The organism is Chitinophaga sp. 10T418, from assembly GCF_056394125.1.
Map to the genome: position 1 here is coordinate 24,004 of NZ_JBFTHG010000005.1, position 20,264 is coordinate 44,267.

A 20,264-nucleotide genomic window follows, 5' to 3' on the forward strand; every position below is an offset into this window, starting at 1 on the left:
GTTTCATTTATTCTGATTTTAATGATCTTACCGGATTCATGGTAGCTGCTTTCAACGCCAGGAAACCTACAGTGAACAAGGCAATCATCACAGCCGCCAGTCCTGCCAGCCCAAACGTCCACCAATGGATATTTACGCGGTAGGCAAAGCCTTCCAGCCAGCGATGCATGCCCCACCAGCCTAACGGAGTGGCTATCACGATAGCGATCAATACCAGCTTGATAAAGTCTCCGGATAAGAGTCCTACGATATTGGTAACGGAGGCGCCCAGTACTTTGCGAATGCCTATTTCTTTGAGTCTTTTTTCGGTAGAATAAGTGGCCAGGCCAAATAAACCCAGACAGGCAATAAAGATGGTCAGACTGCCAAAAGCACCGAATATTTGTCCGAAGCGTACGTCCTGCTGATATTGTTCGTTAAATGCCTGGTCCAGGAAGTTGTAACGGAAAGGTCGTTGCGGCTCCATTACCGCCCAGGTATGTTCCAGTTCCGCGATAGTTTTCGATAAATGATCAGACTTGATACGCAGGGATATTTTATTTTTTGTATCGTATGGCGCCATCCTCAGGGTCAGTGGCTCTACTCTCTTATGTAGCGACTGATAGTTGAAATCCTTTACCACACCAACAATGGTACCTTTACGGCCCCATTGCTCATAGTTCTTACCGATAATATCTTCCGGGTTAGCATAACCATATAGTTTGGCGGCCGCTTCGTTGATTACCATGGAATGTGCTGTATCTGCCGGAAAATCGCGGGAATAAGCCCTGCCAGCGGCCATTTTCATTTCATAGGCTCCAAAGAAATCGTAATCTACTTCGTATATCCCCGGGTCAAATTGTTTCATTTCACCACTGGGAGCAGCGATGCTGGTACCCGCATTCGGGAAGAAATCACCCGGTACTGCCCTGGAGGCGGTAATGCTTTGTACAGCAGGATTATTGGCTAACGTGGCTTTCACCGCATCTATGTTCTTATTTACGATTTCATCGCCACTATAATCAATGATCAGCATCTGATCCTGCCGGAAGCCCAGGTTCTGGGAACGCAGGTGATCCAGCTGGGAAAATACGATTGCGGTACAGGCAATCAATGCAATGGAAAGACTGAACTGGAACACCACTAACCCTTTCCTTAACTGTATACCCTTCGTGGAAGATTCAAACTTGCCTTTTAACACCAGCGCAGGCTTGAAGCGGGCCAATACCCAGGCGGGGTAAATACCTGCAGGCAGCCCTACCAGGAACGGTGTTAAAGCGAGCATCACGCCCATCTTCCAGGTCAACAGATCCGTATAAGGCAGGTGCTTGCCCGACAGCTCTCTTACCAGTGGTAATAACAGCAACACCATCACAAATGCCAGCACGGTGGCCAAGGCGGCTATCAATACTGCCTCTGTCAGGTATTGAAAGATAAGCCCCTGTTGATATGCGCCTACCGCCTTACGTACACCTATTTCTTTGGCCCTTTCCATAGAGCGGGCAGTAGTGAGATTGATAAAGTTAATGCCGGCGATAAACAGGATAAAAGCAGCTACCAGCGAAAATATATACACGTTCGCCAGGCTGCCGGTAGGCCCCGGCTGCCGTCCTGCCTCAGAGTGCAGGTACGCATTTTTTAATGGCTCAAATGCAATGGTATAGGAATCAATCGTTCCCTGCGGATTATATTGCTTTAAAAATGCCGGCACTTTGGCCTGCATCGCCGCTATATTGGTATGCTCCGGTACCAGGAAATAAGTGTAGAAGTCTACATACCCCCACCAGCCAAAGATTTCGGGCCTGATTTTCCTGAAGGTACTCATGGATATCAACGCAGAAAACGTAAAATGAGAATTGGCGGGTACATCTTCCATTACGCCTGACACCATCAGGGATGAGCCTTCTGCTTTAAATACCTCTCCGATGGGATTAGTATTGCCAAAATACTTCTCTGCTATGGTTTTGGTGAGTACAATAGTGTTGGGGTTCTTCAATGCCGTTTCGCGGTTACCATACAACAGCTTCCAGCTGAAGATGTCGAAGGTTGCAGAATCCGCAAACATCATATTGGCTTCCTGGAAACGTTTATCGCCATGTTCCATCAGTAAGCTGACCGGACTGGTAAACTGTGTCATTTTGGTGATTTCCGGGAAGTCGGCCTTCAGTGCCGGCCCCACCGGTGCACAGCCCCATACCTGGTACTCTGCAGGAGCCGGCGGAGGAACATCCTTTTGCCCGTTCGGGTTGCGGAATGCCTGCAGTACACGGTAAATTTCATTATAATTTTTATGATAATGGTCGTAAGACAACTCATCCTTTACATACAAAACGATGAGGACGCAACAGGCGATACCAACCGTTAAGCCGGTAATATTGATCAAAGAGTAAACTTTACTCCGGGAAAGACTGCGCCACGCGATCTTGAGGTAATTTCTGATCATGAATGGTATGATTTCAACGATACAAGTGATAAATGTACGCCTCCGGGAGCCAAAAAAAATGCCACTTAGGAGAATGTTGTACCATGGCGGGAAAGCAGATAAGACAACCTTGCCGGAATGTTCAATTACGGACACTTTCAGTGCATAAATGAACAGCAAATTACCTTAATTTCATGCTGCCGGAATAACTATTTCCGAACATCCGCCTCTTAATTTTGTTTACCATTAACTGGCAGGAAATTAGCGGCTCCTCCATTGGCACTAAAACTAACACACATGAAAACAATACTCATACTGACCGACTTCTCTGAAAATGCTTTCCGCGCGGCCGAATACGCTGCCGAGATGGCCGGTCCTTTACAGATAAAACGGATCCTGTTGTACCATGCCTATCAAACCATTATTGGTGGCACCGATTTACCGATAGGGAATTCTCAGAGCAGCCAGGAGATTTATGTAGAAAGCATGTCTCAACTGGCCCTGGTACAGGACCGGCTGAAATCATTGGTAAAAGACATAAAGGTTGATCTGCTGGCAGAAGATACTTCCCTGCCGGCCTATATCGGCGATTTATGTAAAACGGAAGAGGTAGACCTGGTAGTGATGGGGGTATCCGGCAAATCCGGACTCGAAAAATTATTGATTGGCAGCACCACTTCCATGATGATAGAAGAAAGTAAAGTGCCGGTATTGATAGTTCCCAAAGACACGATTATCGGGCGAGGCATAAAATCTGTTGTATTTACAACTGACCTGAAAGATCATGCTGTCATCCCGGTGCATCAGCTCTATGAAATACTGGATGCTTTTCCGGTGCCCGTGCGGGTATTGAATGTAGAGAAAGTATCAAAAGATCTCTATTCAGAAGAGGCGAGAGATACGATTGCCAGTTTACATAATATTTTTGAAAAATGCAGTGCTACGTTTGACTATATCAATGAAGATAATACGGTAGAAGGTATTCTTTCGTATTCCAATCAGCACCACGCTTCTATGATCATCGTAGTTCCCAGGAAAACCGGATTCCTGGCATCGATCTTCCGTGGTAGTATTTCCAAAAAACTGGCCTATGATTCCAATATCCCATTGTTGTCATTACCTCCGGCGCCAACAAAATAAAATCAGCAGCTCCGGTGTAAGCCGGAGCTGCTGGTTTTACTTAAATCAGTACTTTATTATCTACGGCACATTTGATCAGCATAGCGGTATTACGCGCATTGAATTTGCCGAGCAAATTACGCCGGTGACTATCTACTGTATCTGAACTAATGAACAGCTTTTCTGCTATTTCGTGGTTGGTATGGCCGTTGGCAATGAGCCATAGTACTTCTTTTTCCCGTTTGGTAATATGCAAATGCAGCACACTATCTCCTTTCAGGGCTTGTTTTAATTCTGCCGAGAGATAGGTCCTCCCGGAATAAACATCGTGAATGGCCTGCAGTAATTCTTCTTTATCGGCATTTTTCATCAGGCATCCGCTGGCGCCACTATCCAGCATGCTGGCAATGCCGCTGTCGTTTTTATGATAACTTAATCCCAGCACGGCCACTTCAGGATATCGCTTCTTTATGCTGGCGCAAAGTTCCGCGCCGCTGATATCAGGCAATAGGGTATCGAGTAAAACAACATCTGCGGTATGCTGAGCTAAAAAATGAAGACAGGAGATACCGTTCCTGGTTTCGCCTGCCAACTGAATATCTGCTTCCATGCTGAGCAGGGATCGTAACCCCTCTAAGATCAATGGGTGATCATCAACAAAATATAAACGGATCATGGTTTTTCTGTTTGCTGTAACTTCTGTATGCTATGGCATAATGATGTTGGGTGAACAACTTAACTGCTCATTTACTATGCATGTAAGATAGTAAAAATTATCTGTGTATCAAGGACAAGACAAGTTTAAACTATCAGCATACAAGCCCCCCAGGCAGGTTTAATTTCTGTATCCGCAAAGCTGATCAGCGACAGCCCTATTCCTGCAATTCCTTCGAGCACATTGTGACTGCTGATATATTCGGGGTGATGATAAAATTTAAAGCCTGCGGGCCCATCGGCCCAGGTATTCATTTGCAGCGTTGTTTGCAGCCAGCTCCGGGAAGCATCCAGCAAAGCAGTATCGTTAGCGGCCAATCCGGCCTGTTGCAGTATAAGGGCAATACCGGCGCTACCATGGCATAAACAGGCATCGTTTACAGCCCCGTTCTTCGCATTGCGGTGCGTGCTGATATGTTGGAACATCCGACGTGCTTCCTGCTGATAATCGCTTCTTTCCAGGCGTTTGCCGGTATTCCAGAGCATGGTCGCAATGCCGAGGTCCCCGTAGCACCAGCCCAGGCGGCTATGGGCTTCTCCCATTACCCGATTGTTGGCATCTACCAATACCGGGTATAGCGATTGTTCTGCCACACCGGATTTATTACGGGTGCCCATCAACCATTGTATACTTCCTTCTATCAGTGACAATGCGGTTTCCCTGGCAATGCCTTTTTCGTAACATCTTGCCAGTATATCAATAATAGCTGGATTGCCATGTGCCAGGCCCAGGTTAAATAAGTGCTGATCCTGGTATTCCTGGCTTTTACTGGAGAAATGATCTCTCCAGCCAATACCACCGGGCAGTGGGATAGCTGTTTTCTCCAGGTGATGCACCATGCTTTCCAGTTGAGCAACTGCAGTTGGTGCCGGGAGTCTTGACAGGAAATAAAGGGCCGAACCCAATCCCTGATGCAGGAAATCGTTCTTGCCTTCCTTTAGCTCGGCTGCCATAAAATCGCCTATCAATACATCAATATCGGTAAAGGTATCGGCTGCATCATCGGCTTCTATCAAGCCCATCTCTGTCAGGTGCTGAATACACCAGGACACGCCCGCGATGCCGCTGCAGTGAGAACCATTCATAGGTTCTTCAGATAATGCCTGCAGGCATTTTTCTATAATTTCATATACTTTATCCAGGTGTTCTTCCTTGCCGGTGAGCTGATAGTAATATGCATAAAACAAGGCCACGCCGGTATAGCCGCCCAATAATCCGGTGTTGGTATCTTCTGTTGCAAACCTGTCCAGTTCCGTGCAGATCCTTTGCAGGACTAATAATGCTTCTTCCTTATGATCCATAAACCGAATTGACTTTATAAAACATGTAATGGCAAAACATGCATTGCTTACGCATACATGTTTTGCCATACAGTCAGTTGCTAATAAAAAATATCAATCAGTAGCGGCAAGAATCTACACTACAAATAGGAGCACCCTGGCTCATATTGTCAGTGCAAATACGAAAGGAGCAAATGATGGAACAAGTTCCGGCAGTTGCTGCCATTTGTTGTTGGTGTGATGCCGCAGAAAGACTGGCTACTTTTATTTTACCCAGACTTAATTTTTTTTCTGATAGCTTTTTCATAAACTAATTTTAAGCGGGACAGTAAATTAAAATCAGAAAATACAGGAGTCCACACTGCAAACAGGGGCACCCTGGCTCAGGCAACTGATTTTCACACTTGGCACGCAGCCAAGTGATAGCATAAACCCTTCTGCAGTAACATTTGCTTTACTGAGGTCAGCTACTTTTATTTTACCCAGACTCAATTTCTTTTCAGATAATTTTTTCATCATCTATCAGTTTAGAAACAAGGATCTTTTGAAATTGGAGGTGTACATTTTGCCATCAGGCTGCAACCGGTGTAAGTTGGTCTGAACGCATCTCCTTGTTCCAGACTGCTGATGCTTAATTTGGCTACTTTCAATTTACCGAGGGCAAGTTTTTTAACAGGTGTTTTTCTCATAATGCAAATTTATGTGGTTGAAAAATTAAAGACTAAATGTTTGGCAGGTCTCTAAAATAGGGCATTTTAAAAATACAGGTTTTACATCGTTATCATTACAGGATGATCGTAAATGTAGGTAGAAACTGAGAAAAGTAGACTCACGGAAAAGCGTGATTTTTTAAAAAACATGTTTAAACACAAATTTTACCTGTTTTCCGTGATGTGTGGTTGCAGTAGAAACCGTTACCTTCAGCGACTAATGTTGACCTTGGCCATGATCAGAGCTGAAAATTTTTATGTGGTAAGAACACCACTACTACCGGTGAATGTAGCTACAGAATTAAACCATATCACTAACACCACGCTCGCTGCTGTTATAAAAGAAACTTTCCGGGACGAATATCTGCAGGAAGCCATTTATATTGCTTCTCCTGAACTATACCAGGAGCTGCAAAAGTGGTTAGAGGATGCTTCCGTGAATGAAAAAGATAATTACAAACTCGCCGCTGCTTTATACCGGTACCTGTTGCGGATGAGTACCCGCTGTACGCCCTATGGCCTCTTTGCCGGTTGCGCTACAGGCGATCCCGCAGATCATACCGACATCCGGCTGAATAATAAAAACGAACATAAAAAGCACTGCCGCCTGGACATGAACTATGTAGCAGAGCTGGCAGTAGCCATCACCGCTGTACCCGAAATAACAGAACAACTGCTTTATTATCCCAACAACTCTTTATACGCCACAGGTAATCAGTACCGCTATGCGGCATACACCATTAAGAATAAAATCCGCAATTATTACCTGACCGCTGTTAATAAAAGTCCTTACCTGGACAAAATGCTGCATACTGCTGCCCACGGAGCAACGTTAAAGGATATACGTAACAGCATTGTTAGTGAAGCCGATGAGATCAGCGAAGAAGAAGCGGCTGAATTCACTGCGGAACTGCTGCAGAACCAACTGCTGGTAAGTGAACTGGAACCAACCGTTACCGGGGAAGAATTTTTTGTGCATCTCAACTACCGCTTAAGACATTTCTCCTACACGGAGGAATTTACCACTCCCCTTTCGCGCATACAAACAATTTTGCAGGATCAGCGATCCGGCATCGACAAATATACTGCCACGCACGCGCTGGTGAAATCCATGATCCCCAACACCAGCAGCAAGGACCTGGTACAAACAGATCTTTTCCTGTCTACCGGCAGCAATACATTGAGCCATACGGTCATCAATGAATTGTCTGCACAAATCGGGCAATTGTGGAAACTGGCGCCTATCAACAAAAACGGGGATCTTCAAAGTTTCTGTCAGGCGTTCCAGCAACGATACGAAGAGCAGGAAGTGCCGCTGAGCATTGCACTGGACACCGAAGCCGGTATTGGTTACGGCTCACACAGCAATGGCAATACGGATCACACCCCACTGGTAGATGACATACACGCAGCACCAGGTGGACAAACCAACAGCAGCCCCCGTAGCAAAATGCAGGAATTCCAGCTACAGCAACTGCATCAGTGCCTGCGTGATGGTAAAAAAGTCATCAACATCACCAAAGAACAACTGGATACGCTGAAAGACAAAGAAGTATCTACGCTACCGGACAGCCTGTATCTCATGGGGAGTATACTAAGCAATAGCGCCGCCGCCATCGACAATGGCGACTACCTCTTTGACATGAACGGCTGCAGCGGCCCATCCGCGGCCAACCTGCTGGGAAGGTTCTGTCATGGTGATGAAAAGCTGGCCACCAAAGTAAAGGAATGTCTTGCTGCGGAAGAAGCCAATGATCCGGAGAAAATTTACGCGGAAGTCATACACCTGCCGGAATCCAGAACCGGTAATATCCTGATGCGGCCCCGCCTCCGGGAATACGAAATTGTGTACCTGTCGAATAGTCTTACCCCGGAAGCATTCCAGATACACCTCTCTGATCTGATGGTGAGCGTACAACGTGGTAAAGTGGTGTTACGCTCCAAAAAGCTGAACAAAATCATTATACCCCGGATGAGTACCGCCCATAACTATCGTAATGGTTTGCCGGTATATAAATTCCTGTGTGACTTACAAAACCAGGACTATCATTCCGGAATCGCCTGGCAATGGCAGCTTCCGGGTGAAGTATCTTTTCTTCCCAGGATACAATACGGACATATCATTCTCAGTAAAAGCACCTGGACATTAAACAAAAAAAACTGGCCGGCACTAGCCAAAGCTACAGCGGCGCAGTACATGAGTATTTTTCAGGAGATAAAAACGCAACTGGATCTCCCCCGTTATGTAGTCATCACAGAAGGGGACAATGAACTGCCGGCAGATCTGGAAAATGAAGTGGCTGTTCACCTGCTGATGACACAACTCATCAAAAAAGAACAAGTCACCCTGCAGGAATTCCTCCATACACCCGATAACTGCTGGATAGAAGGACCCGAAGGGAAACATACCAATGAATTTATTATTCCACTGAGGTATATATCTCCCGAAAAAAATAAAAAAGAACAACCGCCCATAGCCACTGTGATAACGGACATGCCTGTACGCAAATTTGTTACCGGCAGTGAATGGCTGTATGTAAAGCTTTACGCAGGCACCCGGAGCGCAGAAAATATCCTGAAAGAAATTATACTACCGCTTACTCAGCAACTTACAGCGGAAAATATCATCGACAAATGGTTTTTTATCCGGTATAATGATCCGGAAAACCATCTGCGGATCCGCTTCCACCACGGTGAACGAAAAGATTTCTGGAAGGTAGTGCTGGAAAAACTATACGATGCACTGGGAGATGCACCCAATAACGTTTACCGCCTGCAAACAGATACCTACGAAAGGGAAATAGAACGCTATGGCGCAGCCACTATGACGTTCAGCGAAGACTTCTTCCACTACGACAGCGAAAGCATACTAAACATACTGAACCTGTTGGAAGAGGAAGAAGGCGAAAATTATCGCTGGCTCCTGGCACTGCGTGGAGTAGATACCCTGCTGAATGATTTCGGGTATGCACTACCGGAAAAATTAGCCTTGCTTAAAAGGCTGCAGGCAGGTTTTTATGAAGAATTTGGTGGTGGCAAGCCCCTCCTCCTACAGCTCAATGATAAATACCGGGAGGAGATGCGCAAAATAAGCAGCATCCTGGATCCTTCGCAGGATGCTGCCAATGGCATTGAAGAAGCCACCGCTTTTCTCGCTGCCCGCTCTCAGCAAATAAAGCAACGCCTGGCAGGAGTAAACATCGAACAGCGGGACGATTTGCTGGGCAGTTATATTCATATGCATCTCAACAGGATGTTATTATCCAACCAGCGCAAACACGAACTGGTGATCTATCATTTCCTGAGCAGGTACTATGAATCGTTGACTGCCATCGCCAAAAAACAGCTTAAAGCGGTATTGTAAAGAATATTTTGGACATCACTTTTTAAATGGATCCGAATACTTCACATCTTTTACCAGCTCTTCATCTGTGAGTGTTTTCAAAAAGGCAATTATATTGCTTTTATCGGTGGCGGTTAATGGGATACCACCAACACGCATCTGTGTTCCAAGGGCGGGGTTACGTTTAATACCGGAAGCATAATGATCCAACACCTGCTCCAGCGTAGCAAAACGCCCGTCATGCATATAAGGAGCAGTTAACGCAACATTCCTCAAACTCGGAATTTTGAAAGTACCCTGATCCTGTGGCTGATGGGTGATTTCTCCGTACCCTTTATCAGTATAATTTTCTTCCAGTCCATTATTAGAACCCAGGCCCGTATTAACACCGGTATTATCCACTATCAGGAAAGACGATTTTTGACCGAAGGCGCTGGTGCTGAGGTCACTGTGGCATTCTGTGCAGAAGTCGTGCTGCATGGTATGGAGTCCCGCTAATTCCGCTGGGGTGAAGTTGGCGAAGTTGTTTTGTGCCTCCTTATCATATTTTGAATTAAAAGAGACAATAGAGCGCAGGAACTGCGACAATGCTTTCCCGATCTTATCCGAAGTGACATCTGTTGTACCGAAGGCCGCTTTAAACAAAGCCGGGTAATAGGTAATTCCTTTCAGTTTATTTTCCAATGTAGCCAGATCGGGCATACCCATTTCTATATGATCCAGGATGGGCATGAGGGTTTGCGCTTCAATATCAGCTGCGCGGAAGTCCCAGAACATTTTCTTGTCTTTGAAGAAGCGGACATTTACTACCGGCATGGAATTGCGCCTGGTCACCTGTCCGTCAAATCCTTTGGACTGCGCTACTATATCAGAAAAAGCATTTGCCTGATGATGACAGGAAGCACAGGCAATCGTGTTATTGATGGATAATGCTTTATCATAAAAAAGTACCCTGCCCAGTGTGGCGCCTTCATTGGTAATAGGATTGTTGGTGGGTGTATTGTCCAACTGAGGATTCGTTGTCATAAAGTTCAATAACCAGGGTGGCATATTTTTCCTGGTATTCACATAGTCGTATAACGTAGCTGGCAAATTCAGCGGACTATTACCGTCCGTTCCGGGACCCGGATGTTGAGGAGTCGTATCATCTTCTTTTTTGCAGGACAGGATATTCACTGTCATCATCGTTGCAACTAATAATAAAATCAGGGAGCTTTTCAGATACATGTTTGGGTTTTCTGTAATTACACCCGAAAAGAATAATACCCTTATGCGTTTCAATTACCCACACAATGTATTAACACTATGTTGATACTGTCGAGGCTATGCTTAGCACATGCTATGCATCTATAGTAGTGGCGCAGGAGAGGTGGACTTGATGCAGGGATGAGTTTCGGATGTATAACCGGGATGAAATTGATTCAGCAAATGGATGAAGGTGAGAAATGGCCATAGCTATAGCCGAGGAGAGGACCGAGTTTTCCCGTAAAGGGAAGGACAGACATTTGTTTTGCCATAGGAGATTATTTTGATAAGATAAATATAACACAATCCGGGGAACCCGTTTTCGGGGCAGATGGAAGATTATCTAAAGGGAGTGTATGGCGTATTGTATAATATTCAATGCTAGTGTAGTGAGGATTTGACAATGGCAAACGCGAGTGTATGGGCATTGAGAGCATATTGAAAAACGATATTCCCCCCGTTTTCAATTTAACCCATCACTAACTTATTTAGCATTTTATATAAATAGAAAAGCCCTAAACACTACTACAGCATAGCGTTCAAGACTTTTCTACATTATTCATTTGCTTTCTTCTACAAAAATACTAATATTTTTAGTAAAACCTAATTTATTTTTTTGACCCTTTTTATGCGTTTAAATCATGCTTCGTCCAGATGAGTGCATCAGTATCATAGCCGAGTTCTTCTGCCTGCTCGAGGAAGCGTTTTTTAATCACCGGCGGAATGCTGGTGGTGCGGGATAAGATCCACATGTATTTCAGATTATTCCCTACCACTAATGCATGTTTATAATGTTTGTCAATATCAATGATATTATAGCCTGCGTAGAAGGGTCCGAAAAAAGACACTTTCAACCGGGCCACATCAGGCGTTTTTACAAACTTCGCGATGCCTGAACTTTCTTTCCAGAGCTGTTTGGCAGGGCTGAATCCTTTATTATCCACTTCCAGTTCTCCGTCATCGTTTAATGAATAAGTAGCAGTAACGTTCGTCAGGTTGTGTTCAAACTTATAGTCCAGCCGGGCTATTTCATACCAGGTACCCACGTACCTCCTTACATCAAATGGCGATATTGCTGTTGCGCCTCTGGGAATAGACACTTTGCAGCTATTGTAAAGAATAATAGCCGCAGCAGCAGATACACCTGCTGTCACTGCAATAGCAAGAAGCTTTTTGTTATTCATAAATATCGAATTTTTGTCTATGTATGAATACAAATACTCTGCCTTTAAGAAATTGCTGTGCTGTAAAGGGCGTAGAAATGAAGGTGTTAGCGAAGTTGTGGCGTTTCCGCTACAAATGGTGGAGATTTCAGCTCCGCTGTTAGTTGCGCTAATACTTCCTGCATCACCGTCATGATCATTTCTTTTTCGGCGTTGCTCAGGGCATTTTCTTCTTTCAATCTTACTTTTCTGTAAAAGGTAGGTACACTCCAGTTGCATTCTTCACAAACACGCTCCCGGAAAGCCACTGGTAGTTTCGACATTAAAGAGTGAATGGTTAATAATACGTTGTTCGCGTTAGTCATGGTGTTTTGTTTTGATGTTATTAAATAGCGGCAACATAACGCGATGGAATAGCTTTATACTTATTTCTGCAGCTGAATTAAATAAACAGCTTCGATTAATTTTTCTACGTTTTCGTAAGTGGTGAAGATAGATCTGGTATCAGCAACTTCGTCCGAAAGAGAGGCCGCGTACCAGTCTTTTAATTTCATGCGGACTTCCGTTGGAGAATATTGCCAGCAGAATTCTTCCAGGACCTGCGTGGGATTTTGGATTTCTTCTGCCGAAAGGTGAAAGGGCTTTTCCAGCCATTCGGGCATGGATGGTGTGGTGTTCATAAAAGAGAGTTTGGTGATGATTATTTAACCCGATAGACATAAAATCCCCAATACATGAACTCATGTTTAAATTCTCAACTTTATGTCCAGGATTTATTATGTTTAGATGTTAAAATAAATGAATCAACTTAAAAAATCGATCATCAATTCATTACTTCAAAGATAATACATTTTCTTAGATGTACCCAAGTACGGGTACATTATTTTTTTGTGTTTCAATGAACTTCCGGGGATGAAAGATGCACAGGAGGATAAAATACTAAAGGAATTTGGCAAAAATCTGGAAAAGCTAAGGATAGCAAAAAGGCTAAGCACCCGCGAGTTTGCTTATTTGGCGGATATTTCTCATAGTTCGGTAGGTAGATTGGAAGCTGGAGAAACCAATCCAAGCATGACGACTTTGCTTAAGTTGGCGGAGGCACTGGCAGTAGATTTGAATACATTGGTACTTAAAAAATAATTCCCACCAGTTCTCTTTCTTATACCATTCCATGAACAAACGATCTATCTACATCACCCTCCTCATTTTAACACTGGCATTCACCCTTTTTGAAGAGGTAAGACTAAGACCCTATCTCTTTAAACATCATATTACCACCCTGTTCCTTGCGGATTCACTTCCCAATTTCCTGGCGGTGGTGGTACTTTTCCTTGGCTACTCCGTCATAAAATACCCTCTCGATGAACGAAAAACAATCAGCACCATTGTTTCAGTTGTCATAGGGCTTTCGCTGTATGAACTTTGCCAGTTGTGGATGCCGCAACGGACTTTTGATATAAAAGACGTGCTCGCCTCTGTCTTAGGTGGAGCATTCTCCTGGTTGATTTTCCGGATCGTGAATAAGTTAAAACCATCTACTCCTTCGGACAATTAAACAGCCAATGCTTTCCATACTGATCAGTAAGCGCGCCATACCTGGCTCCCCAGGGCATATCAGCTAATGGTTCCGTTATCTGACCTCCTACCGCAAGCTTTGAAAAGAAAGTATCCAATTCTTTTTCAGACTGGCAATTAATGCACAACTGCACCGTATTTCCTTCCACACGTTTTGCCCTGCTTAAGTCAGACGCCATAATCACCAAAGGGCCAGCAGTTAACGTGGAATGCAAAATCAAGTCCTTCATATGATCGGGCATTTGCGCCGCCATCACAGGCGATTCCGCCACGGTTTGCAGGAATAGCTCGCCGCCAAAACAGTCCTGGTAGAAAGTCATGGCTTCACGGCAATTGTTATCGAAGCTGAGGTACGGATTCAGTAGTGCCATGGTGGTAATTTTTAGTAAAACAAACCTACCCTTATTATTGGAAAAATACAGGGGGGAAAGGGGACATTGTAAGGGTATAACAGGCCAAATGCTGCCCCAAAGTCAGGACTATTTGTAATTCGTGCCTGTTTTTCTTAAATTATAGAGGAAATGAGACTGCATCTTCCCTAAAATCAGGTACTATGACAAGCAATACCGAATCCGCCCAGGTTTTTCCTACGCTGAAAGTCGATGATATCAACGCCGCTGTTGACTTTTATACAGACAAACTTGGCTTCTCCCTCAAATTCACCTGGGGCGATCCGCTTACCTATGCGGGCGTAACACTGGGTAGTGTAACGATACATCTGTCCAAAGACACGGACTATGTGAAAGGGCACTCGGAGGTTAATTTTATTATCGATAATGCTGATGCACAATATGAATTTCACCGCGCCAATGGCGTGGAAATAGTCACGCCTATTGAAGACCAGGCGTATGGCATACGTGACTACACTATCAGAGATTTGTATGGTAACTATTTAGGATTCGGGCATTACATCTATAGCCAGGGACCTCCGATCAAAATAGAACGCGTAGACGTGCCTGTTCGGCTGGAAAAGCGACTGGCAGCCTTATTGCAGGAACTTGCAGCACACAAAAACATGAGCATATCTGCCTGCCTGGAAGAAACGTTGTTACATACTTTTGAGCGTGTAGGCGATACCGTTGCCAGTCCGCATACCGTCAGTACCCTTAATTATATCCAGGAGCTAAAGAAAAAACATGGCATAGACTATGACACCCATGACGCCTATCGTTTTATAGAATAACAGCACTAACTATTAAACTGACGGAGATGGTGATCGGTATGCTTATACACCAACTGCCCTACCTGTTCATGGGTTAATTCTCCAAAAAAGGCGTGTACAATGTTCGCATTGTTACCAGGTCTATATTCCTGCAGCAACGCAATCCATTTACTTTTTTCAGCGGCTACATTCCCGCTCGCAGCCTTTACCTTAAGTTGAGGTAGCGTGGGCGCATTTCGTCTTATCTGACTGTCATCTCCCGCAAATTCCTTCAATGCCATTCTTCCAAACAAACGTCCTAAGAACGAACGTTTATAACGGATCTTACCTAACATCATCTGCTCATAAGTAGTACAATGTTTCAACATCTCGTAAACGCTCATTTTACCCCATTGGGCGGTGCTCCCTTCATGCAGCGTATTGATTCTGCTAATTAATTCATCCCGTGTGAGGTTGTCAAATATTGTTTTCATCATGTCTGGTGGTTTGTGGAAGCTTTTAGCAAACTTACGCTACAGGTAGCAATAAGCAGGGACGCAAATAGGCCAACATAAGGGGGTATTTGAGTCAATTCGGTGCAGCGGTACAGACAGCGATCAGGGGGTTGCATTGGCTGCACTATCCGACAAAGTACGGGCACTATCCCGCAGCATCAACCCGGCAGCGGCCGGCAGCAATACTGGCGGCGTCAACACAGGCTCCCGGTGTTGCTGACGCGAATGCCATTGCCAGCTACCAGCCAGTAATAGTAAAAAGATGGCAGCAGCGGCCACATATTTAAACCAGGATCGGGAAATCAGCGGCAACTGCATACGATGGATCTCTGGTGTAATAGCTTCGTTCTGTTCTACTTTCTGCATGATCTCCTGCCCCATCTCGTCTGCATTAAAATCGGCGTGTGCTGCAAACGCAGGATCTGTAAAGGCATCCTGCAGCAACTGTGACAGCAGTATTTTGTTCTCCGGCAGCATGGCCATAGATCTGAACAGCCGGAGATCGGCTGCAGACAGTGATCCGGTCATATACTGATTAAATAATGCTTCGAAGGTTTCTTCCGATATACGGTCAGGCAGATGTAAAGGATTATCGCCGGAAGGCGCTGCTCCCAGGTGAACCGTGAGGGTATCGAGGTTGTCGGTATGCAGCACTTTTTTACGCAGGTGATCCCTGATCAGCTTGCGGGCGCTTACATATATAAAGACAGCGGTGCTTTCTACTTCGGGCAGCTTTTCCCGGCTGTTCCATAATTTCACAAAAATGTCCTGCGACAAGTCTTTAGCCTGTTCCGGCAAACGGTTTAACCGAAGTGCGGTGCCATAAATCTGTGGCCAGTATTGCTTAACGAGCACCTGGAAGCTGCGCTCATCTCCTTTGGCTACGGAGAGCAATAGTTCCTGTTCATTCGTGTGGCTCAAGGGTAGTATCTGTTATTCATACGGGTAGTAATGCATGAAAATAACACAACCGCAGCGATTTTGCAAAATGCATTTTCCACATCGTTTAAATAGTAATGCAGGAGAGGGTTTCTCTCCTGCATGGCTATTTAGAAAAGCTTTAATTTATTTTATGTACGCTCAGATTATCATAATAGATGTATCCTACGGTGGAGGATTGCCAGTAAGTTTGGCTACCACCGCGGAATGTATGGAAAGTAACACCGCGGATCAGGCGTTTGCTGTCGTTGGTGGTCCAGCGGATATCGCGGTCGAGTAACACCGTATTGTTGATCACGATTTGTACGTGTCCGTTAGTATTGCTGCCGGTATTGCTTTTAATATACAGATGCACATGATAAGTAGTTCCTTTCTGGATGCTGCCGCTGGCGGGGTAAGAAAGACCGAAGTCGTCACCATATTGCCCGGGCTGATCTTTATAGTACAGATAAGGCTGAAAATATACCCTGCCGGCATCGTTCTGATACCACATGAGTCGTAATGTGCCGCCGTTACCATCCCAGGCAGGATCGCCGCCGGTATTACCATCTCCTATGGAAAAGCCAAAGCCTACTTTACCGCCCCGGCTCCAGTCGAACTGACTATGAAAACGGATATCATAATCCATTTCATAGGCGGCGCCATCCTCCACATCGATGTTGGCCACTACCCCACCGGCTGCAGAAAGCGCGTTAGGGTTCAGTTGAATGCGCAGGTTGCCATTGGAATTATATGCGCGGGATTCGTTCCAGCCGGTTACATTGCCAAAATCGGTATTGGCATTGGCGGTGGTGTAAGTGGTGCCATTGGTGTAGTTATCCCAGTTTACTGACCAGGTACTGTTGATGTCGTTGACACCTGCGAGGGCGTTGGGGCTGCTGTCTGCAGGGGTGCCGGTGGTGTGCAGGTCTTTACGGCAGGAAACAACGCTGCTGCTGAGTAATAACAGCCATGCCGCTACTGCATAGCGTGAGAAACAAGTGGAATTCATGCTGATTTAATTGTGGGTGAAAAATTGGTTTATCATAGTGATGGTTACAGTACAATGATCTTTTTGGTATGGCGCTTATTATCGTGCAGCACTTCGAGAATATAGGCGCCTGCAGGAATATTGCTGGTATTGACTTTAAAGCTGCGGGCATTGGGTTGCTGCACCATTACCGGCTGCATGTTGGTACCGATAACGGATGCTTTTACCGGCGCCTTACTGTTATAGTCGCGGAGTGTAACCGTAAACGTAGTCCCGGCATTAATAGGGTTCGGATACACCTGTATAGCAGTAGTGGTTTCATCCACAGCAATGGTTTTGGTCGCAACGGTCATGGCTGTTGGTGCATTCACAGCCGCCAGGGCACTAGCCGTACCATAGTTGAAGGATTCCCAGGTACCTGCAGTTGTTCTCCAGGAACTCATGGCCTGAGCGCCGTTTTCGGAGCTGATATAACCACCGTTATTGCATTGCAGGGAGATAGTACCGTTGGCATTGCTGATCCAGGTAAACTTTTCCCAGTCCTGAAAAGTGGCGCGGTTACACGTAATGGCTTGTGTGCCGTTTTCGGAAGATACATACTTGTTCTGGCTGCGTAATGCGATTTTGCCACCGCCCGCATCTACCACGGTAAACTGTTCCCAGCCCTGCACACTGGCGCGGTTACAGTTCATGGCCACGGTGCCGTTTTCACCGCTTACGTACAGGTTGTTATTCCCGCGGAGCCAGATGGTTTGTCCGATGGGTGCGCTGCCGGGGTTGCCCGGGTTACCGGTTCTGGTCACCACCACTTCGTGGATAGCTGATACCAGGGAGTTGGCGCCGGTAACATCCTGCGATAATTCCCAGATCATGATACCACTGCCCTGATCGAAAGCCAGATTGGTTTTTTGTTTGATGGTAGTAATCCCATTATAGCCAACGTTACCAAATATATCTGCATAGGGATTGGCGCCCCTCGCCAGCAGCTGCGCATAAGATTCCCAGGTAGGATGGCCATAGAAAGGCACCCCGAGCACCGTTTTGGATGCAGGCAATCCGCGGCCACGCCAATAGTTTATTGATTGGGTAGCATAATTGTAAGTGGAGTGGTCAAAGTCGTTGTAATCATAGGCCATGAGGTTGTAAAAGTCCACCAGGGCGAAAGCGCTGCTCAGGATGCTGGCGCCGTCGGTGCCCACAATAGCGCCGGTCAATAACTTACCACGGTTATGCATCTCTGTGCTGAGCTGCGTCATCAGGGCAATGTAGTTGTTGGCAGACGCCCCGGCATTCGGATATTCCCAATCGATATCTACTCCATCCAGTCCGTACTGGTTGACGAAGTTGATCATATTGGTCACGAAATTATTCCGGTAGGTGCCGTTGGCCGCCAGGCTTTCGAAGGCGCCGTCGTCACCATTGTTCCATCCGCCTACAGAGATCATCACCTTTACATTGTTGGCATGTGCGGTGCTGACAAGACTCTGCAACTTGGATGGATTTTCGATGGCCTGCAGGCCACCGGTGTTGGTAGGTAACAGGAATGCATAGTTAATGTGCGTTAACTTGCTATACTGCACCTGGTTTACATTACCGGCCCAGGAAGGCATATAGCCAATGACACGGAACGGGGTTTGGGCAATCGTAGTGCAATAGCATACGAGTAGGATGGCTAACAATTTTAGCGTTTTCATACGGGGTGGTTTTGGTTGAAAAATATACAGTACACCCAAATGTAAACGTTTGCATAAAAAAACGTTTACACCCCACTACGTCATTACTACGACATGATAAACTTTTCTTCCAAAACCATTGAAAATCAGATGCTATTCATTCGCTGTTGGAAAATTTCCAGGAACTGCCCTACATGAAATCCGTCCATTAATGCATGGTGTACATGTACCGAAACCGGCATTAACTTCCGGTCTCCTTCTTCTCTCATCTTCCCAAAAGCTATTTTCGGGCAGCTATCTTTAAAGGAAAAACTACGGGCATGGGAAATAGAAGTGAAATTGATCCAGGGCAGGGAAGAGTAATGGATTACATTTTCTCCCGATACTGCAGGTACCAGCCCGGTGCTGTTCCTTACCCGCTCTGTTTCTTTCTTACTATGTACCTCAAACTCGCTGAAATCTTCGTAGTAGTCCATGTAGGCAAAGCCGAAAGTACCATCCGGGCGGTTAATGGTGGGCGAGGCATGTACCTGGTCGTAGATCCACACCTGCCCATCCGTAATCCGGTAGCGGAAAGGCGTTACCTCGTTGGCTGCGGCCAGTGACTTGTGCAGATACAATAAGAAAAAGGAACTGCCTGTTGCCTTGGCTTGCTCATAGGTAGCCGTGCAGTCGATGTCTGCACAAACACCAAAAAATGGTTCTTCAAAACGGCCAAAGAACTGAAAATGATCTTTTCTCGCCCAGGTGTTCAGGTCTAATAATTGTTTCATGAGATCAATTGAGGCAGGAGATCTGCCACTGTAGTAAATTGATAAAAACGGGAATCTTCTATGGTCGCATCTACATGTTCATGTGCCCAGGTAGTATGATACGGAATATGCACCGCATGGCCCCCGATGGCCAACACCGGCATCACATCCGACTTCAGGGAGTTGCCTATCATCAGGAATTCTTCCGGGCGGCAGTCCAGGTGCTTCAGCAACTTGCTATAATCGCTTTCCTTCTTGTCGCTCATGATTTCGATATGATGAAAATAATGCTCCAGGCCTGATTTCTTCAACTTCCGCTCCTGGTCCAGCAGATCACCCTTGGTAGCCACTACCAGCCGGTATTTGCCGGATAATGCCTGCAATACGGTTTCTACGCCATCCAGTAATTCAATGGGCTTGTTCAGCATTTCCTGTCCATATTGAATCACCTTATTGATGACTTCCGGCGGCGCCGTGTTCTCAGATACCCGCAACACCGTTTCTATCATGCATAGCATGAATGACTTAATACCATAGCCGTATAACGACAAATTGGCCATTTCCGTTTTAAATAATTCCTGCGACACGGTATGGTGTGGCAGATAGTCTTCCAGCAGACTGCAGAAACGGGCTTCCGTTTCCTGGAAGTAGGGCTCATTCACCCAAAGGGTGTCATCAGCATCAAAGGCAATTACGCTAATATGATTGATCATTGCTATTTTT

The 20,264-nt window shown here is 45.6% G+C and carries 22 protein-coding genes; 5 read left to right on the plus strand and 17 right to left on the minus strand.

Annotation, left to right across the window (positions count from 1 at the left end):
* Window positions 1–7: 7 nt before the first annotated feature.
* Window positions 8–2,422 carry an ABC transporter permease gene (locus AC1DCV_RS15385; protein ID WP_477023958.1) on the minus strand — a complete coding sequence of 805 codons (2,415 nt, stop codon included), beginning with the start codon at window positions 2,420–2,422 and terminating at the stop codon, window positions 8–10.
* 276 nt (window positions 2,423–2,698) lie between these two features.
* Here AC1DCV_RS15385 and AC1DCV_RS15390 point away from each other — a divergent pair, with 276 nt between their 5' ends.
* A complete protein-coding gene (locus AC1DCV_RS15390) occupies window positions 2,699–3,541 on the plus strand; it encodes a universal stress protein (RefSeq protein WP_477023959.1) in 843 nt (280 codons plus the stop codon).
* Between the two features lie 40 nt (window positions 3,542–3,581).
* On the opposite strand, the gene AC1DCV_RS15395 is transcribed toward AC1DCV_RS15390, so the two are convergent.
* From AC1DCV_RS15395 to AC1DCV_RS15415, 5 genes are all read right to left on the minus strand, one after another.
* Complete coding sequence (locus AC1DCV_RS15395; protein ID WP_477023960.1) at window positions 3,582–4,196, minus strand: response regulator; 615 nt, start codon at window positions 4,194–4,196, stop codon at window positions 3,582–3,584.
* A gap of 125 nt (window positions 4,197–4,321) precedes the next feature.
* Window positions 4,322–5,536: a lanthionine synthetase C family protein gene (locus AC1DCV_RS15400; RefSeq protein ID WP_477023961.1), complete on the minus strand. Its 1,215-nt coding sequence runs from the start codon at window positions 5,534–5,536 to the stop codon at window positions 4,322–4,324.
* 97 nt (window positions 5,537–5,633) lie between these two features.
* On the minus strand, window positions 5,634–5,822 hold the full coding sequence (locus AC1DCV_RS15405; protein WP_477023962.1) for a hypothetical protein: 189 nt from the start codon (window positions 5,820–5,822) through the stop codon (window positions 5,634–5,636).
* A gap of 32 nt (window positions 5,823–5,854) precedes the next feature.
* A complete protein-coding gene (locus AC1DCV_RS15410; RefSeq protein ID WP_477023963.1) occupies window positions 5,855–6,034 on the minus strand; it encodes a hypothetical protein in 180 nt (59 codons plus the stop codon).
* 8 nt (window positions 6,035–6,042) lie between these two features.
* Entirely contained in the window at window positions 6,043–6,204 is a 162-nt protein-coding gene (locus AC1DCV_RS15415; protein ID WP_441576669.1) for a hypothetical protein, read from the minus strand.
* 256 nt (window positions 6,205–6,460) lie between these two features.
* Here AC1DCV_RS15415 and AC1DCV_RS15420 point away from each other — a divergent pair, with 256 nt between their 5' ends.
* Window positions 6,461–9,589 carry a lantibiotic dehydratase gene (locus AC1DCV_RS15420; RefSeq protein WP_477023964.1) on the plus strand — a complete coding sequence of 1,043 codons (3,129 nt, stop codon included), beginning with the start codon at window positions 6,461–6,463 and terminating at the stop codon, window positions 9,587–9,589.
* A 15-nt stretch (window positions 9,590–9,604) separates the two neighbouring features.
* On the opposite strand, the gene AC1DCV_RS15425 is transcribed toward AC1DCV_RS15420, so the two are convergent.
* The 4 genes from AC1DCV_RS15425 to AC1DCV_RS15440 form a co-directional block, all read right to left on the minus strand.
* Window positions 9,605–10,795, minus strand: a complete 1,191-nt coding sequence (locus AC1DCV_RS15425; RefSeq protein ID WP_477023965.1) for a cytochrome-c peroxidase — start codon at window positions 10,793–10,795, stop codon at window positions 9,605–9,607.
* A gap of 644 nt (window positions 10,796–11,439) precedes the next feature.
* Window positions 11,440–11,997: a lipocalin family protein gene (locus tag AC1DCV_RS15430; protein WP_477023966.1), complete on the minus strand. Its 558-nt coding sequence runs from the start codon at window positions 11,995–11,997 to the stop codon at window positions 11,440–11,442.
* 86 nt (window positions 11,998–12,083) lie between these two features.
* Complete coding sequence (locus AC1DCV_RS15435) at window positions 12,084–12,341, minus strand: hypothetical protein (protein ID WP_477023967.1); 258 nt, start codon at window positions 12,339–12,341, stop codon at window positions 12,084–12,086.
* Window positions 12,342–12,401: 60 nt separating this feature from the next.
* Window positions 12,402–12,656, minus strand: a complete 255-nt coding sequence (locus AC1DCV_RS15440; protein WP_477023968.1) for a hypothetical protein — start codon at window positions 12,654–12,656, stop codon at window positions 12,402–12,404.
* Between the two features lie 232 nt (window positions 12,657–12,888).
* On the opposite strand from AC1DCV_RS15440, the gene AC1DCV_RS15445 reads away from it, so the two are divergent.
* Window positions 12,889–13,116, plus strand: a complete 228-nt coding sequence (locus AC1DCV_RS15445) for a helix-turn-helix domain-containing protein (protein WP_477023969.1) — start codon at window positions 12,889–12,891, stop codon at window positions 13,114–13,116.
* A 31-nt stretch (window positions 13,117–13,147) separates the two neighbouring features.
* A complete protein-coding gene (locus AC1DCV_RS15450; protein ID WP_477023970.1) occupies window positions 13,148–13,531 on the plus strand; it encodes a VanZ family protein in 384 nt (127 codons plus the stop codon).
* Here AC1DCV_RS15450 and AC1DCV_RS15455 read toward each other — a convergent pair.
* The gene (locus AC1DCV_RS15455) at window positions 13,512–13,922 is read right to left on the minus strand and encodes a VOC family protein (RefSeq protein WP_477023971.1); all 411 of its coding nucleotides are present in this window, start codon (window positions 13,920–13,922) and stop codon (window positions 13,512–13,514) included. The two genes, AC1DCV_RS15450 and AC1DCV_RS15455, sit on opposite strands and share 20 nt — an antisense overlap.
* 182 nt (window positions 13,923–14,104) lie before the next feature.
* On the opposite strand from AC1DCV_RS15455, the gene AC1DCV_RS15460 reads away from it, so the two are divergent.
* Window positions 14,105–14,734, plus strand: a complete 630-nt coding sequence (locus AC1DCV_RS15460) for a VOC family protein (protein ID WP_477023972.1) — start codon at window positions 14,105–14,107, stop codon at window positions 14,732–14,734.
* 5 nt (window positions 14,735–14,739) lie between these two features.
* Here AC1DCV_RS15460 and AC1DCV_RS15465 read toward each other — a convergent pair whose 3' ends face one another.
* The 6 genes from AC1DCV_RS15465 to AC1DCV_RS15490 form a co-directional block, all read right to left on the minus strand.
* The gene (locus AC1DCV_RS15465) at window positions 14,740–15,189 is read right to left on the minus strand and encodes a DinB family protein (protein ID WP_477023973.1); all 450 of its coding nucleotides are present in this window, start codon (window positions 15,187–15,189) and stop codon (window positions 14,740–14,742) included.
* Window positions 15,190–15,309: 120 nt separating this feature from the next.
* Window positions 15,310–16,128, minus strand: a complete 819-nt coding sequence (locus AC1DCV_RS15470) for an RNA polymerase sigma factor (protein WP_477023974.1) — start codon at window positions 16,126–16,128, stop codon at window positions 15,310–15,312.
* 139 nt (window positions 16,129–16,267) lie between these two features.
* The gene (locus AC1DCV_RS15475) at window positions 16,268–17,137 is read right to left on the minus strand and encodes a polysaccharide lyase (protein WP_477023975.1); all 870 of its coding nucleotides are present in this window, start codon (window positions 17,135–17,137) and stop codon (window positions 16,268–16,270) included.
* 44 nt (window positions 17,138–17,181) lie between these two features.
* Complete coding sequence (locus tag AC1DCV_RS15480; protein WP_477023976.1) at window positions 17,182–18,810, minus strand: glycosyl hydrolase family 18 protein; 1,629 nt, start codon at window positions 18,808–18,810, stop codon at window positions 17,182–17,184.
* A 125-nt stretch (window positions 18,811–18,935) separates the two neighbouring features.
* Window positions 18,936–19,562 carry a CatA-like O-acetyltransferase gene (locus AC1DCV_RS15485; RefSeq protein ID WP_477023977.1) on the minus strand — a complete coding sequence of 209 codons (627 nt, stop codon included), beginning with the start codon at window positions 19,560–19,562 and terminating at the stop codon, window positions 18,936–18,938.
* Window positions 19,559–20,254, minus strand: coding sequence for an HAD family hydrolase (locus AC1DCV_RS15490; RefSeq protein ID WP_477023978.1), 696 nt, complete (start codon window positions 20,252–20,254; stop codon window positions 19,559–19,561). Before AC1DCV_RS15490 ends, AC1DCV_RS15485 begins: the two co-directional genes overlap by 4 nt.
* Between the last annotated feature and the right edge of the window lie 10 nt (window positions 20,255–20,264).

Excerpts from the sequence above, each read along its gene's own strand:
- AC1DCV_RS15420 (WP_477023964.1), top strand. The coding sequence starts at position 6,461 with ATGATCAGAGCTGAAAATTTTTATGTGGTAAGAACACCACTACTACCG.
- AC1DCV_RS15460 (WP_477023972.1), top strand. The coding sequence starts at position 14,105 with ATGACAAGCAATACCGAATCCGCCCAGGTTTTTCCTACGCTGAAAGTC.
- AC1DCV_RS15385 (WP_477023958.1), bottom strand. The coding sequence starts at position 2,422 with ATGATCAGAAATTACCTCAAGATCGCGTGGCGCAGTCTTTCCCGGAGT.
- AC1DCV_RS15485 (WP_477023977.1), bottom strand. The coding sequence starts at position 19,562 with ATGAAACAATTATTAGACCTGAACACCTGGGCGAGAAAAGATCATTTT.
- AC1DCV_RS15455 (WP_477023971.1), bottom strand. The coding sequence starts at position 13,922 with ATGGCACTACTGAATCCGTACCTCAGCTTCGATAACAATTGCCGTGAA.
- AC1DCV_RS15410 (WP_477023963.1), bottom strand. The coding sequence starts at position 6,034 with ATGATGAAAAAATTATCTGAAAAGAAATTGAGTCTGGGTAAAATAAAA.
- AC1DCV_RS15480 (WP_477023976.1), bottom strand. The coding sequence starts at position 18,810 with ATGAAAACGCTAAAATTGTTAGCCATCCTACTCGTATGCTATTGCACT.
- AC1DCV_RS15400 (WP_477023961.1), bottom strand. The coding sequence starts at position 5,536 with ATGGATCATAAGGAAGAAGCATTATTAGTCCTGCAAAGGATCTGCACG.
- AC1DCV_RS15440 (WP_477023968.1), bottom strand. The coding sequence starts at position 12,656 with ATGAACACCACACCATCCATGCCCGAATGGCTGGAAAAGCCCTTTCAC.
- AC1DCV_RS15475 (WP_477023975.1), bottom strand. The coding sequence starts at position 17,137 with ATGAATTCCACTTGTTTCTCACGCTATGCAGTAGCGGCATGGCTGTTA.
- AC1DCV_RS15415 (WP_441576669.1), bottom strand. The coding sequence starts at position 6,204 with ATGAGAAAAACACCTGTTAAAAAACTTGCCCTCGGTAAATTGAAAGTA.
- AC1DCV_RS15390 (WP_477023959.1), top strand. The coding sequence starts at position 2,699 with ATGAAAACAATACTCATACTGACCGACTTCTCTGAAAATGCTTTCCGC.
- AC1DCV_RS15450 (WP_477023970.1), top strand. The coding sequence starts at position 13,148 with ATGAACAAACGATCTATCTACATCACCCTCCTCATTTTAACACTGGCA.
- AC1DCV_RS15435 (WP_477023967.1), bottom strand. The coding sequence starts at position 12,341 with ATGACTAACGCGAACAACGTATTATTAACCATTCACTCTTTAATGTCG.
- AC1DCV_RS15465 (WP_477023973.1), bottom strand. The coding sequence starts at position 15,189 with ATGATGAAAACAATATTTGACAACCTCACACGGGATGAATTAATTAGC.
- AC1DCV_RS15395 (WP_477023960.1), bottom strand. The coding sequence starts at position 4,196 with ATGATCCGTTTATATTTTGTTGATGATCACCCATTGATCTTAGAGGGG.
- AC1DCV_RS15445 (WP_477023969.1), top strand. The coding sequence starts at position 12,889 with ATGAAAGATGCACAGGAGGATAAAATACTAAAGGAATTTGGCAAAAAT.
- AC1DCV_RS15490 (WP_477023978.1), bottom strand. The coding sequence starts at position 20,254 with ATGATCAATCATATTAGCGTAATTGCCTTTGATGCTGATGACACCCTT.
- AC1DCV_RS15430 (WP_477023966.1), bottom strand. The coding sequence starts at position 11,997 with ATGAATAACAAAAAGCTTCTTGCTATTGCAGTGACAGCAGGTGTATCT.
- AC1DCV_RS15425 (WP_477023965.1), bottom strand. The coding sequence starts at position 10,795 with ATGTATCTGAAAAGCTCCCTGATTTTATTATTAGTTGCAACGATGATG.
- AC1DCV_RS15405 (WP_477023962.1), bottom strand. The coding sequence starts at position 5,822 with ATGAAAAAGCTATCAGAAAAAAAATTAAGTCTGGGTAAAATAAAAGTA.